This is a genomic window from Lysobacter yangpyeongensis, from assembly GCF_042655745.1.
Classification (GTDB): Bacteria; Pseudomonadota; Gammaproteobacteria; order Xanthomonadales; family Xanthomonadaceae; genus Agrilutibacter; species Agrilutibacter yangpyeongensis.
In genome coordinates this window covers 111612-125052 of sequence record NZ_JBHSNM010000007.1, presented here as the reverse complement: position 1 = coordinate 125052, position 13441 = coordinate 111612, and the positions used below count along the sequence as shown (strand labels likewise).

Below are 13441 nucleotides of genomic sequence, written 5' to 3'. Positions count from 1 at the left end.
CTTGTCGCCACGCTCCAATAGCCGAACCGCCTCTCGCTTGAATTCCGCAGTGAACCGCTGCCTTGCCATCCAAACACCTCCGGGGTTGTCCCCATTTTCAGGTGTCTGTGGAAGCCGGGCCACTCCAGGTTCATTTATCACATCGGCAAGTGAACCTGCCCCGTTCGAATGAACTCAGTTCACCCCTTGCGGCGGCGCGACATTGCGCACACCGAAGTGGAAGCGGTCGCCCAGGGGTGTACAGCTGACTTCGAGCGTCTCGCCCGGCTGTCCTTCGACTTCGACGATCTGGTTGTCGCTGTAGGTCGAATACGGATAACCGTCGATCCAGCAATAGACTTCCAGCTGGTGCTTGCCCGGGAGCAGCGACACGTCGAAGCCGGCGTACGCGCCGGGACCGCTGGCGATGGGAATGAAGTGGCCCTTGTTGCCGTCGAGCTTGAGCAGCTTCATGTAGCCGTTCTGGCTGCGCACGGTGAACGTTTCCGCGACCGGGCGCACGGGGCCCTGATAGCCCTGGATGGCGAAGCGTGCGGGGCCGCCGCAGGCGGACAGACCGGTTACGAGCGCGGCGAGGCCGAGCCAGTGCTTGTAATGCATGTTTTCCCCTGGAGAAGAACGCGGCGGGCGCCCGTTGCGTGACGGATGGTAGAACGGCCTGGGTCGGCAAACAATTTCGCACGTGTGTTCTGGCCCCGATCGGCGCGGGGTGCGAACAAGGCAACTTCAGACCCTCGCGGCGCAATGCGCTGCGCTTATTGCGCCCTACCTGGGTGGCAGGACAGGGGCGCCAAACAAGACGAGCCCCTTTACGCAAAAAGCAAAGGTTCCAGGTCCATTTTCGTGTCGCGTGAAAATGAACCTGGAACCTTATTGGTAGCTGGCGGGCGGCTTCCAATGCCTCTTGCCCTTCCGCGAATGCCGGTTGCACCGGAATGCTTCGATACCGCGGGTGTAGCGGAAGCTCTTCGAGCCGCGTGAACCCAGCCGACTCATGGCCCATCTGGGCCATGAAGTCCGCGAGTTCGTCGCGCGGCTGGATTCCGGCGGCACTTCATTTGCTGTTGGCATGGCGTCCCTCCTGGACCGGTTGCTGATCAGATTCCTTCGTCTGGCAGCGATTGGGGATCGAACTCCGATACGGACACATTGCCGAAGTCGCGGACGCCGAACTGCTTCTCCCTGGCATCCCCCTCGTGCCGATCAAGAACGCGAGTTTGGAGCGTCGTCAGCATCCACGTCTTCCTGGCCGGCACGTAGTCGAACGCATAGCGACGCGACGACAGTCCGCGCGCACCGACTTCGAAGATGAGCGCAAATCCTCCCGTGTGTGCGACGAGCTCGCGCAGGGGATCGCCCAACGTGCCCCCGTGCGACGCCGGCAAGATGGCGTTCCGGTTCTCCACGGTCCGTTCCAGCCGACCATCTGCCGATCGCCTCAGCACGAGCAGCGTGCGCGGTCTGTCCGCCCCCTTGATCTTCTCTTCCAGGATGGCGACCACGTCACGGTCGTCGTCACCATCGAGATCTTCGCTGCGCCACGTGCGCACGTAGAACGCGTCATCGGTGAACGCAGCCAGTTCGCTGCCCGCAAGTTCGCCCGCAACGGCTGACGCGCCCGGCCCTTGTTGTCCGGTGTCGCGCGCCATCGACGCGCAGCCCGTAGTCGCCACTATCGCTGCCAACAGCAGCGTCACTTTCCATCGCATCAGGGCCTCCTATGCCCACTCCTGAGGGACGAACCATTGCGTCCGACCTGGCGAGCCAAAACGCCTGATATCAGCAAACAACACCTTGGGAAAGGCCCTGTCTCCGTTCTCAGAGGTCACTCCAACTGCAAAGAACAGTGTGGATCGGAGCTCCGCATCCGTGAGTGGCTGCGAGGCGGCTGGGCGCGTGGGGTTGGTTGCACTCATGGGTCATCCTTACCTTGTGGGCCTTCACTGGTCTTCTTCACAACCCTGCTTGCGCGACCCCTGTAAGGGATTGCGCTCCAGGACGAGGTATTGCGTTACGTCGTCATAGTGGCGGTACCAGATCAGGGCATCCCCCCGGCGCTCAACGAAATCATGCGAGCCTGCGAATGCCGGGCAATATGGCTCAGCGCCCCGTTCATTGCCGTTCGTGCACAGTTCCAGCATCAATCGGTTGTCCTTCAGCGCACCTCGCAGCAAGCCGTCCGTACCTCGCACGCGCGTGCCATCAGACCAGTCACCCAACACGGCATTACCGCTCCGCTTCAACGACAGGTTTGCGTAATGGCCAAATTCGCAATCATTGGCATACGACCAGTCGCCTTCGAAATCAGCCAGGGACGCCTTGTTCGGCGCTCTGCCTGTTGCTCCGGTCTCGGCTGGCGACGCGTCTAGCGGACCCGCTTCCACACGCGCGATCGGCGCACATGCAGTACTCGCCAATATCGCTGCCAACGACAGCGCCAACATCCAACGCATGGGGCCTCCAATGCCCGGTTTGATATGGCGACTATAGCGACCGGCAAAAGAAGAACGTCCTCTTTGATCTGCCTGTTTGCAACTTCATGCGCGTCAGTTGCGGGAAAACTCCTACCCCACCCCGCGGCCTTGCCCGACAGACGCCCGCGTGGTTCTGCATAAAGCTGTGTCGGCCCGCAGCCTGCTGCTGCTCGCCAACAATCCCGGCATGGTTCCGCCCAATCTGGCTTGAGCGAAGCGGTGGCCGAACGCGCTTTGCGCTGCTACTGCCGCCCAGCCTGGGCCTGAGCGAAGCGCTGGTCTCCCGCACCGCTGGAGCAACGGCGCCCGGCGCCTGCAGCAACTGCACAAGCCGGTCATTAATTGGAAGCTCAGATCTGCTTACTTTTCTCACAGCCACCCCATATATTCGGCCTACATACTTGTCAGATCATGGAAGGATCGAATGCCGTGCTTGAAGCCGGCCGGCCCGTAGTGGCTAGACAGCTTAGCTGCTGTCCTCGTGCGCATGGATTACACGCCCTTAAATGTGGCTTTCGCTAACGCATTTATCCCAACCACAAAATCAATACAGAAGAACGCAAGGTGTAGACATGCCGAAGCAGATCTACTTTTGTCTGTTTGCAATTGGCTTGCTGGTGGCTTGCAAGCCGGCAGCCGAAGCCAAGCCGCTTGACGCTACCGAGATGCCGGCAGCGACCGCAAACCAACCTCAAATGAATGAAGCCGCCGTGGAACTCGTACGCCGCGGCCCCAAAGGCATGACCCGGGACTACTTCGCGTGCCTCGATAGCGCTACCGGCACCATCGAGAATGCCCAATGCTTATCCGAGGAGGCAAAGCGGCAGGACGCGCGCCTGAACAGCATCTACAAGAAGCTCGCAGAATCTCTCGACCCGCGACACAAGAAGCTACTGGTAGAGGCACAGCGCGAATGGCTCATCCTGCGCGACAAGGATGGCGTATTTGAAGCGTCGCTATTCGACAGCAGCCAAGCCGAGAACCTTTCAGCCGCAGAGCGCGAGATTTTCTATACGTGCGAACGTGCAGACCTCCTTCAGGATTGGCTCGACTTGGTGTCGGATTAATCAGCAGGCTTGATTCACCAGGAGGATGACAATGTCGCGGATCGACACAACGAACATCGATGCTTTCTGACCCGAAGGTAAGCGATGGGTCCATACCAATATGGGTTATCCGCAGGTAAGAAACACCACGCAGTACGCAAAGACGGTCGTGGATCAGTACGCGAGCAGTATTCCCGAAGACAACAGTCACGCACCTACAGGAAGTGCCAGAGCGCGCTCGCTGGATCTGTTGAGTAGTCGCACCTTGTCCCACCCACGCTGGCTGTCGTTGATGGTTGCGACGGTTGCCTTACCGGGGGCATGAAGGAGGGCAGCGACTGTCCGTAGATGTAACCTTTACTGGATGCCCCGCCCCGTCTGCACATTCAAGCCATCAAGAAGTGGAGTTCGATATGCGGTTGAAGAAGTAGAGACTGCCGTACGTGATCCTGCTGGCCATGTCCGCAAGTTGCGCGAGCCATGCCGAGCCCGGCGGCCGTCGACCCACAAGTTCCGTCGCCAACCCAAGCTGCAGCTCGGCCTCGCTGTACTCGGATCGCGAAGCCTGTTACGCAGGCTGGGCCCCTGAGACCTGCAGCCAGAGCCGCGAGTGCGCAAGCTACCGCGAGATGCATCTGAGCGAGACGCGCCTTAGGGAAGTGGAGCGCCGCGTCATCGAACTGGCCACCACTCAATACGCCAGCTATCTCGAAAGCGATCCGACCTACGTTGAGGACCTGACCCGATCGTTCATCTCCGGAACCTCTGCGTGGCGCCGCTATCGCGATGCGCATTGCGAGGCCGAACCTCTGCTGCAAGGCATGGGACGTGGGGAAGTCGGCAACCTGACGGAGGCGTGCCGGCTGGAACTGACGAAGGCACGCATCAATCAGATCGAGGTTTTGTTGAAGGCGTTCTGATCCATGACGCAACGTTACGTTTACGACGCATTGTCGAAGTCTTTGGGCGGGATTCCTGGCAGTCCGGTGTACCATCGGTTCGCCGCCATGGCCTACACGGATGTTTCCATGAATCGATTGCCTTACGTTTTGTTCGTTGCATTGGCCTGTACGGTGACCGCGTGTCGCCCTCACGCGAAGCAGGCGCCTTCCGAAAGCCCACTCCCGCACAGCGCCGCTCCGCAAACCCGGCTGAGCGCGCAAGAGCGCAACCCAGGCGTATCGAGCGCTTGCGGACCCACAAAGATCACATTGACCTGCGCCCCTGGGAGCTCAGACTGCATTCAGACCATCGCGTCCATTTCGAACCGCGATGGCCAATCCCGAGAACTTTCCAAGCCAGCGGAGATGAAGGATTACACGCCTGTCGGCGTGGAGTGCGTTGTTGCAGCCAACGGATCGCCATATTTCGTCGTGCAGTACGGTGAGCGACCCTTTGGTTGCGAGTTTTGCGAGTGGTACTACTTGTACGACGGCAACGGGAAGCAACTTACGCACAGCAACCCCGCCATCCTGACGGACGACTCACTTCCCGACAGCAAGCAGCAGAGCCCGAACAATATGGAATTCGATGAGATGGCTGATGCGCTGGAGATCGGCGAGATAGACGTGAAGCTTTTGGATGACAACTAACACTTTGGTTCCCAAGGAGGGGAATGCCGTGACAGGTCTTGTCTACGATTCAATGATTCAACCTCGCGGAAGGGAGTACCGTGATAGTCAGGTCAGCAGGCGCATCAGTCACTACGATGATCCGATCGATCGCTCGCCGGGGCGACTGGCAGGAAACTCGCACGTGTGGGGAGATGCTTCCCCGGAAGTTCAGTCCCGCGCGATAGATGCCTTGATCGCTGCTTCCGAGCGTGCTGGCCTGAGCAATAGAGAGACGGCTCACGTTCTCGCCATCGCCCGTGTGGAGTCTGGCTTCAATCCGGATGCCGCAGCCGGAACCACTTCGGCCTACGGGCTTGGCCAGTTCGTGAAGGGGACCGGCGCAGCCTACGGAATCAGCAATGAAAATCGCGGGGATATTGCCAAGCAGGCGGAATCCCTGGTTGCGCATTACCGCGACAACGCGGCTTTGGCGAAGTCACGAGGACAGGGTGAGGAGTACATATACAAGTACCACCATGACGGCCCTAGCCGCGACTACGGTGGACTTGGCATCTCTCAACGGGAGGTGACGCCCTACATCGCTCGGTACGAGCGATTTGTTTCCGAACATCGGCATCAGAATTTCGGCCTGCTTTCGGAGATCAAGGAAATTGGTGACCGTCTTGAGCACGGGACGCCAACCTTCAAGGTCTCACCAGTCGATGGCATGCCCGACTATCTACGGCACGCCAACGTCCACGAGCGAGATGCCATGGCGGACGGCCGACTGGGCCCGGGCGACACGGGTCCACTGGTTGCTCGCCTGCAAAAGCAGCTTGGTGGCTTGGGCTATCGCGATAGTCACGGTCACGGCCTGGTCGCGAGTGGAACCTTTGACGGCCGAACCAAGGCTGCGGTGGAGAGCTTTCAGTTGTGGAATGGGCTGCCCACGACGGGCAACGCGGATCTGAAGACGCTGGAAGCGATCTATCACCCCAAAGTCCAACCCTTCGCGCTGCCCGGAGAAGCGGCCGACCTGAATGTACGCACCGATGGCGGCGATCGGATCGCAGCCCATGGCAGCAGCCCGGCCGAACACCATCACCCGGACCATGCCTTGCTGGAACGCATACGCGATGGCGTTCGAGAACTGGACCATCAAGCCGGCAAGCCATGGGACGAGCGCAGCGAGCGGCTGAGTGCCAGCCTGCTCGTGCTGGCTGGAGAAAAGGGATTCACCGCACAGGAGGATGTACGGGTGGCTTTCAACCAACCGACTTCCAATCTGAAGGCGGGCGAACTCGTCCATGTATTTCGGACCGCCAGCCATTCGCCCGATCCCGCAGCCAATCAGGCGCATATGTCGACTGCCCAAGCGTTGGCTACACCGGCAGAGGAGAGCTATCGCCAGCTCGATGCAGTCCGGCAATCGCAGACTGAAGCGCCACAGGTGGCCCAGCAGCAAGACCTGCAGCGCGACCCAACCAACCCACACATGAGCATGAAGCTCGCCTAGGCGCGGCACTGCATGTCGGCGCGTTGGACCCAAACCCGCCGCGCACCCGAGCCCGAACCGGCGTGAGCTGACCGGCCATCACCGCAACATGCACGCGGCGCCGCCGTGTGGTTCCGCCCGGCAGATCCGGCAGCACGCCCGGTCTGCCGGGCTTTTTCATGTCCGGCGACCGTTCGCGGCGTCGGTCCCTCGCGCGGGTGCGAAGGCCGGGGCGAACGACGCGAGGTGTTTCGCAAGGACAGACGCGCATCACGGCGTCGGCGTCCGGCGCACGCCTACCCTGTGCGCCTCATCCCGTCACGAGACATTCCCGATGAAATGCCTGCTCGCCCTGCTGTTCGTCCTGTCGCTGTCCGGTTGCGAACTGTTGCCGGTGCAGCTGGGCGGCCCCGCCGGCAAGGAGCTGGTCTGCCACAAGGGCAAGAAGACGCTGGAACTGCCGCGCGACGCCATCGGCGCCCATCTCGACCATGGCGACCACCGCGGACCATGCCGCTAAGGCGCGACGCAGCGCCTGCCGGGGACAGGACGCACGGCTCGCACGCAGTCCAGGGTTTGCCGGAACGAGAACAGCCCCGCTTTGGCGGGGCTCTTCTTTTTGGTGCGGTGGTCGGCATGGGCGCGCCGAACCGAAACGATCCGCGACGATGGCGGAAAGACCCAAAGAGCTTCCGTAAGGATTCGGGAGCTTTCCGGAAAGCCCCGCAGGCCTTCCGGAAGGACGCAACGTCCTTCGCGAAGGATCAAAAGTCGTTCCGGAAGGACTTTCCGGCCTTCGCCTGAGGCTCCGGAGCCTTGGCATTGAGGCATCGAGCCTCACGGTCAGGCCCCGGAATCCTTCGGTCAGGATGTTGTGTCCTTGCGGAAGGACCCGGCGCCCTTCGGCCAGGGCTCGCGGTCCTTCCCTCAAGGCTCCGAGCCTCGTTCTTTGCGGATTCTGGCGTCCCGGTGCTGCGCCGCAACGACCCTACCGGGACGCACGGTGATACCGTGCGCTCCGTCACGGAGGACGCGGGGGGTGTCCGGTGCTGACGACGCCACGCGTCCTGCTGTGGGGCGCATTGCTTATGGCCAGCGACACCGTCGCCGCGCACGGCGGCGGCCTGGACGCGAACGGCTGCCATCACGATCGCAAGCACGGCGGGTACCACTGCCATCGCGGCAGTGCCGCGCGAACGCCTGCGCCGAACTTCGCTCCCGCTCCCGATCGCGCACCCACGCCACGACAACGCCTGAGCGGCGGCCGCAGCGATTCCGTCCATTACCCCAACTGCCGCGCCGCGCGCGCCGCGGGTGCCGCGCCGGTGCGGCGTGGGGATCCGGGGTATGGGCGGCATCTGGATCGCGACGGCGATGGGGTGGGATGCGAATGAAAGCGAACCGAGACGGATCTGCAGCGTTCCTCTGTGCGCTTGCATTGGGTGCGGCCCTCTTGTTCAAGCCCCATCTTGCAAGCGCGCAAGATACGACGCCTTTTCAGTGCGAGCGCCTGACGATTGCCAGGACAAAAAGCTGGGTGGCGCCGATTCTTCGCGACTTCTGCGAGAAGCAAGAAGCAAGTAACGGTCAGGCCTTCGCAAGGCTCCTGGGAAAGCCTCGTCCTTCCACTCAGGTTTATTTGCTTCCGAGCTATGGCAGCGCCGACGCCAAGCGCACCGGATTGGCGTGCGTTGGAGGAACGGCTATGAGGCGGCTCCCGAACGGGTGGGAACAGTTACGGGACCGGCAGCACAACTGGGTCAGGTGCAGAGACGTGTCCGAGAATGAACTCTGACCTGCCACAGCTGCGCCGAGAAGGTAAGGCCTGATGGCCTTCTGGTGGGTCAACCATAGGCAGACGCGCGACCACGAAGTTCGCGGCGGCTACCTGTGGTCGCCCATGCGTAACGCTAACGGCAGCTTCAATCAGACCTACGAGAACATGAAGCTCGTGCGTCCCGGTGACATCGTCTTTTCCTATGCGCACGGCCAGATTGGCGCGATCGGTCAGGTGACGGAGGCAGCGTCTGCCAGTCCCAAACCCACCGAGTTCGGCAGTGTTGGCGACTACTGGTCCAATGAGGGCTGGCTAGTCAGCGTCTACTTCACTCCGGCGCCGAAGTCTCTTCGTCCGACCGCTCACATCGACGCGATTGCGCCGCTGCTGCCCACCATCTACTCGCCAATTCGGCAGAACGGTCAGGGCAACCAGGGTTGCTATCTGGCGGGAATCTCCGATGCCTTGGGCCACCTGCTCCTCGCCCTGCTAGGAGTCGAGGCATCACCTGCTTTTACCCAGACGCACCTCGTGCAGGACGCCAGGAACGACATCGAACTTCTCGATGACATTCATGCCATCGAAGGCGACAACACTCTCCCGGAAACACAGCGTCTTCAGTTAACGAAGGCGCGCATCGGCCAAGGCCTGTTCCGCAAGCAGGTCATGCTCATCGACCCGCGTTGCCGCGTTACCGGCGTTGACGATTCGCGATTGCTGATCGCCAGCCACATCAAGCCATGGCGAGATTCCTCCAATGCCGAACGCATTAGCGGCTTCAACGGAATCATGCTGTCGCCCCATGTTGATGCCTTGTTCGATGAGCGACTTATCTCCTTCGAGGACGACGGTCAGATGCTGGTGCATCCGTCACTGCCTGACGACGTGCTCAACCGGTGGTCGATTCATCGCCATACGAAGATCGAAGCATTCCTGCCGCAACAGGCAGAGTTTCTCCGGCACCATCGAAAAATGTTTGCTCTCAAGGCGGCCTAACTGAATTTGGAACTGCACCTATTCCTATCAAGTCTCTCGGGCGAGACGACCTCGCTTAGCTAGCCCGCAAGGACGTCCATGTCATCTATCAACTTACTTATCCTGATCGCGAGCTTGTTCGTCCCCTCCCTCATCGCCGTTGGCCTTTTCTGGGGGTATCGGAAGTGGCAGGACCGAGACGGCCGTCGCTCACCGATTGAAGGACGCGCGATCTACGGCGCTGCCGAGCAGCTACGTAAGCGCGTGGACGATCTTACCGACGAGATCATGACGAGCTTCATGATCCTCATCTTTCTTGGGCCGTATTTCCTCGCATTCTGGGCGTTGCAGCGCGTCAACTGGTCGCACGTCTCCATCCGAACTGGCGACTATGTCCTCATCGCCGGTTTCGCCCTGATGTGCGCCTGGGCCATCTGGCGACTGTTCCGCGCGGGACGCGTGCGGCGGATCGCCAACGCCGGCCTGCAAGCGGAGCTCTACACCGCACAAGAGCTGAATCGACTCATGGGGCTTGGATGCACAGTGCTCCACGACATCCCGGGCGAGCAGTTCAACATCGACCACGTGGTCATCGGCCCGCGCGCTGTCTACGCCATCGAAACCAAGTCGGTCCGAAAGCCGCGCGCCACCGCTTCGAAGAACCATTTCAAGGTGACGTATGACGGGCAATGCCTCCGCTTCCCGAACTTCAGCGACAGCAAGCGCCTTCAACAGACCAAGCGGCAGGCGGATTGGTTGACCGCCTATCTCAGGAAGACCACCGGACGGACGGTTCCCGTTATCCCCGCTCTGGCGTTACCCGGCTGGTGGGTCGACACGACTGCAGCTACTGACATCCGTGTATTCAACCCAGCGGGCCGAGGCGCTCATTTCATGGCTGATCAATCAGCAATTGCAATCGATTCGGGAACGGTGGCGCTCGTCACCCAGGCACTGGTGATGCGCTATCCGGCCGATTCCGCTTCAACGAAGTGAGCCTGACCCAGCTCTGTCCAATAACCAGGCCGCAAGCGTCCGGGCCAAACAGGACGCCACCACGAGGAAAGTCAATGTCCGACGTAACGTTCGTCCGCAGGGAGCATCTTGGAAGCGGCAACTATGAGTACACCTACCGGTGCCGTTGTGAATCCGGAACTGCTTCCGAGATCAAAGTCACGACGGGCAATACGGCCCAAGCCGAAGCGCTAGCGCGGATGGAGTGTGACGCCAACTGCGGCGAAGCTCGCAACGCCATGTTGCGCAGCGAATACATCAAGGCGGTGAAGCCGCTTATGGTGCCGATCCAACCCTCGTACGCCTTCGTCGTTCGCGTAAACGAGGTCACGGACGACGCCTACATTGTCACGTTGTGCTCCGGCGACCAGATCATGCTGCCGCAGGGGATGGTCAAGCGCTTCCGCCCGTTGGGCTCGCTGAAGCTGGATGGCGATGACATGACGCACATCGTTGCGCGCATCCAGCTCGACCCCGACTTTCCCGGCACGATGACGGTGTTCCAGCTGGCCACGGCGCTGGAGCGGCAGCTTGGTAGCGTCACCTCCGGTTCCGATGACGATAAGAACGGCGAGGTCTGTGAGCAGATCAAGGTTGGTGTGAGCGGGATGGTATGCAACAGCGCCTTCGGCTACTTCGTTTCGAAGTACCCGCTGACCGGCGCTGAGCTGGCCCGCGCCGAAGGTTGCCAAGCGTGGGATCTGCAGCGCATCGGCCAAACCCAGGTGCGCTTCAAACACTCCGGTCCCGCGGGTGCGCCGTGCCAGAACGGCTACAACGGCATCGTCTACATCGACATCTGCTACATCCGCTAAGCGAGACAGGGAAACATCGTGTCCAATCAATCCACGAATGCACACTGGATCCGGGCGACCGAGCCGAATCCCCAGGGGCGGACTCGAGCTATCGCGGCCGCCCGCTCATACGGCAACTCGTTCGTGATCAAGTGCGACGATCCCGGGCCGGATTCGGTTTACGTACACCTGCTCGTACCGGACGTACTGGGCGGTGACTTTGACGATCGCGAGCTCGAATACTCCATCGACGGCGGTCCGTCCGTCATCGCCACCTGGACCTATCTGGAAAAGGGGGTTGCCCTGCTTACCCACGCGGATCGCTTCCTACTATCGATCCGGGAGGCCAGACAGTTCGCGTGCACGGCCACGGCCGCCAACGGTGCGAAGCACAACTATCGCTTCGACATCGCCGGCGCGGCTGCCGCGATCGACTTCGTCAGCCGGGTCTGCGGCGGAAAGTCGAGCGACGGTGAATCGCATGTACTGGATGATTTAAGACTGAGTCCTGAAGAGCTAGCCACACTCAAATAGCCGAAAAGCCGCTGCTCTGCCCCAGCGTTCTCCGGAGAGATGGGACGGCGGGTGATTAATTCCCTTCCGTCCCCTTTTCTTCCCTAAAGTTGAGAACAATGACACCGCCACAACTCATATAGAAGGGTTTCATCTGGATTTTCATGGCCCTATGAAAATCCACCTGAGACCTTTTCCTCGATTAAGTGAACCTGATCCGTTAACTCCACCCGTCGCTAATTGCACACGCGCGACGCATCCAACGAAAAGGGGAAGAAGTTGAAGGATGCTTATGCTGAGTTTCAAACACTTCATCGTGCATGGAAGACTCTTCGTCAGAGCAAGCCGACTGAAACGGACTTCACACCGTTTGGATTGAAGGGAGGGCAAGCCGAAGACTTTGACGCGCTCTTTGATGAATGGGAGACGGCCCTTTCGAATGCCGCCTCAAAGACCAAGACTGCTGGCGCGGACGACAAGGCGTTGGAAACAATCACTGTTTCCATAATCAACCAGCTCAATGGATTGGTCTCAGCCACTCCGAGCAATGGCTATCCATGGCTTATCCAATCGGGCTTCCCTGCGAAGATTTCAGAGTTGAATGTTGCCCTGACGCCGATTCTTGATAGGCGCTTCCGCGTTCGCAAAGCGGTCATTGAAGCCGCTCAAGAGGATCTCAACAACGACATCACCAGGGTTGAAAACGCCGCCCCTCTAGCTGAGAAGTTAGTTGAACAACAGGCGACAATCAGCAAGCAAGCAGGCGATATTGCAATTGCCCTCCAAGCCACCGAAAGCGCCGAGAGCCGAGCGGCTTCCGCTGTTGCCCAGATCGCCCAACATCTCAGCACTGTCCAGCAGACTGCGCAGGATGTCGCCACTTCAAAGGCGACTTATGAGCAAACGGTAAGCGATGCCAATACTTTGCTTGGTGAGGCGAAAGCCAAGCTGGCGACAATCACGGCAGATCGCGAGAATGCCGACAAGCAGATTGTTCGTGGCGGCGAACTTGTTGCAGAAGCCAATGCAAAGATCTCCAAAGCAATCTCTGACCTCAACCGCCAAGGCTTAGCTGGCTCGTTTGATAAAAGTGCTAAGCGGCTCGGGATGGAACGAATCGGCTGGCTACTCGCCTTTGTTGCGGCAATTGTCTATTTGGTGCTGATGGCCAAAGGAACGTTTTCACAAGATGGCGGTGCTTCGGGTTCTTTCGCTGAGCTTTTAAAAGAAGTTGCCGGCACCACCGCCCCGAAACAAGTCGTTCCATTCTGGGAGCGCGTACTTCACTTCATCCCGCTTGCTGCCCCTGGGATCTGGTTAGGGTGGTTTGCCGCCCGAAACGCAAGCCTCACCGCTCGTATCCAGCAGGACTACACCTATAAGGTAGCCACGGCGCAATCGTTTGAAGCTTACAAAAAAGAGGTCGAGGCGGTTGGCGATAAGACGCTCTTCAACCAGTTGCTTGAAACTACTATCCGCAACTTCAGCGACAATCCGATCCGCATTTACGACGGGAAGGGCTTTGAGGGACATCCCTTGGAGTCTCTCAAGTCGCTTCTTGAAGACAAGCACTTCGATAAGCTCGTAAAGCTTATCGAGGCGGCGAAGCCAGGCCTCAAGTAAGGGACTATCGCCAATAGGCGCAATGCACGTCGCCCATGCGTCCCGCCTGACTGACAAGCAAAGGCGTTTGAAAGAAAGGGGTCAGGTTCATTTGCCGTCACAAGCAAATGAACCTGACACCTTTATGCCGGCGCGGCTGCCGCGATCGACTTCGTCAGCCGGGTCTGCGGCGGAAAG

General features: G+C 60.0%; 14 protein-coding genes. 11 read left to right on the top strand and 3 right to left on the bottom strand.

Annotation, left to right across the window (positions count from 1 at the left end):
- Positions 1-174: 174 nt before the first annotated feature.
- The 3 genes from ACFPN1_RS15010 to ACFPN1_RS15000 form a co-directional block, all read right to left on the bottom strand.
- On the bottom strand, positions 175-600 hold the full coding sequence (locus tag ACFPN1_RS15010) for a hypothetical protein (protein ID WP_386755985.1): 426 nt from the start codon (positions 598-600) through the stop codon (positions 175-177).
- A 497-nt stretch (positions 601-1097) separates the two neighbouring features.
- The gene (locus tag ACFPN1_RS15005) at positions 1098-1709 is read right to left on the bottom strand and encodes a hypothetical protein (RefSeq protein WP_386755983.1); all 612 of its coding nucleotides are present in this window, start codon (positions 1707-1709) and stop codon (positions 1098-1100) included.
- A gap of 231 nt (positions 1710-1940) precedes the next feature.
- Positions 1941-2453 carry a hypothetical protein gene (locus ACFPN1_RS15000; protein WP_386755982.1) on the bottom strand — a complete coding sequence of 171 codons (513 nt, stop codon included), beginning with the start codon at positions 2451-2453 and terminating at the stop codon, positions 1941-1943.
- Positions 2454-3046: 593 nt separating this feature from the next.
- On the opposite strand from ACFPN1_RS15000, the gene ACFPN1_RS14995 reads away from it, so the two are divergent.
- The 11 genes from ACFPN1_RS14995 to ACFPN1_RS14945 all read left to right on the top strand — a co-directional run bounded on the left by ACFPN1_RS14995 (position 3047) and on the right by ACFPN1_RS14945 (position 13264).
- Positions 3047-3541 (top strand): lysozyme inhibitor LprI family protein, encoded by a 495-nt coding sequence (locus ACFPN1_RS14995; protein WP_386755981.1) that lies wholly within the window; start codon positions 3047-3049, stop codon positions 3539-3541.
- 422 nt (positions 3542-3963) lie between these two features.
- Positions 3964-4440 carry a lysozyme inhibitor LprI family protein gene (locus ACFPN1_RS14990; RefSeq protein WP_386755980.1) on the top strand — a complete coding sequence of 159 codons (477 nt, stop codon included), beginning with the start codon at positions 3964-3966 and terminating at the stop codon, positions 4438-4440.
- Positions 4441-4443: 3 nt separating this feature from the next.
- Positions 4444-5112: a hypothetical protein gene (locus ACFPN1_RS14985; protein WP_386755979.1), complete on the top strand. Its 669-nt coding sequence runs from the start codon at positions 4444-4446 to the stop codon at positions 5110-5112.
- Complete coding sequence (locus ACFPN1_RS14980; RefSeq protein WP_386755977.1) at positions 5102-6589, top strand: XVIPCD domain-containing protein; 1488 nt, start codon at positions 5102-5104, stop codon at positions 6587-6589. Before ACFPN1_RS14985 ends, ACFPN1_RS14980 begins: the two co-directional genes overlap by 11 nt.
- Before the next feature lie 313 nt (positions 6590-6902).
- Complete coding sequence (locus tag ACFPN1_RS14975) at positions 6903-7088, top strand: hypothetical protein (RefSeq protein ID WP_386755976.1); 186 nt, start codon at positions 6903-6905, stop codon at positions 7086-7088.
- A 526-nt stretch (positions 7089-7614) separates the two neighbouring features.
- Positions 7615-7962, top strand: a complete 348-nt coding sequence (locus ACFPN1_RS14970; protein ID WP_386755975.1) for an excalibur calcium-binding domain-containing protein — start codon at positions 7615-7617, stop codon at positions 7960-7962.
- Between the two features lie 434 nt (positions 7963-8396).
- Positions 8397-9341, top strand: coding sequence for an HNH endonuclease (locus ACFPN1_RS14965; RefSeq protein WP_386755974.1), 945 nt, complete (start codon positions 8397-8399; stop codon positions 9339-9341).
- 78 nt (positions 9342-9419) lie between these two features.
- Positions 9420-10316 carry a nuclease-related domain-containing protein gene (locus ACFPN1_RS14960; protein WP_386755973.1) on the top strand — a complete coding sequence of 299 codons (897 nt, stop codon included), beginning with the start codon at positions 9420-9422 and terminating at the stop codon, positions 10314-10316.
- Between the two features lie 74 nt (positions 10317-10390).
- Positions 10391-11149: a hypothetical protein gene (locus ACFPN1_RS14955; protein WP_386755972.1), complete on the top strand. Its 759-nt coding sequence runs from the start codon at positions 10391-10393 to the stop codon at positions 11147-11149.
- Positions 11150-11167: 18 nt separating this feature from the next.
- Entirely contained in the window at positions 11168-11662 is a 495-nt protein-coding gene (locus tag ACFPN1_RS14950) for a hypothetical protein (protein WP_386755971.1), read from the top strand.
- 258 nt (positions 11663-11920) lie between these two features.
- The gene (locus tag ACFPN1_RS14945; RefSeq protein WP_386755970.1) at positions 11921-13264 is read left to right on the top strand and encodes a hypothetical protein; all 1344 of its coding nucleotides are present in this window, start codon (positions 11921-11923) and stop codon (positions 13262-13264) included.
- Positions 13265-13441: the final 177 nt, after the last annotated feature.

Coding starts and splice junctions, on each gene's coding strand:
- ACFPN1_RS14985 (WP_386755979.1), top strand. CDS start 4,444: ATGACGCAACGTTACGTTTACGACGCATTGTCGAAGTCTTTGGGCGGG.
- ACFPN1_RS15000 (WP_386755982.1), bottom strand. CDS start 2,453: ATGCGTTGGATGTTGGCGCTGTCGTTGGCAGCGATATTGGCGAGTACT.
- ACFPN1_RS14960 (WP_386755973.1), top strand. CDS start 9,420: ATGTCATCTATCAACTTACTTATCCTGATCGCGAGCTTGTTCGTCCCC.
- ACFPN1_RS14980 (WP_386755977.1), top strand. CDS start 5,102: ATGACAACTAACACTTTGGTTCCCAAGGAGGGGAATGCCGTGACAGGT.
- ACFPN1_RS14965 (WP_386755974.1), top strand. CDS start 8,397: ATGGCCTTCTGGTGGGTCAACCATAGGCAGACGCGCGACCACGAAGTT.
- ACFPN1_RS14955 (WP_386755972.1), top strand. CDS start 10,391: ATGTCCGACGTAACGTTCGTCCGCAGGGAGCATCTTGGAAGCGGCAAC.
- ACFPN1_RS15005 (WP_386755983.1), bottom strand. CDS start 1,709: ATGCGATGGAAAGTGACGCTGCTGTTGGCAGCGATAGTGGCGACTACG.
- ACFPN1_RS14995 (WP_386755981.1), top strand. CDS start 3,047: ATGCCGAAGCAGATCTACTTTTGTCTGTTTGCAATTGGCTTGCTGGTG.
- ACFPN1_RS14975 (WP_386755976.1), top strand. CDS start 6,903: ATGAAATGCCTGCTCGCCCTGCTGTTCGTCCTGTCGCTGTCCGGTTGC.
- ACFPN1_RS15010 (WP_386755985.1), bottom strand. CDS start 600: ATGCATTACAAGCACTGGCTCGGCCTCGCCGCGCTCGTAACCGGTCTG.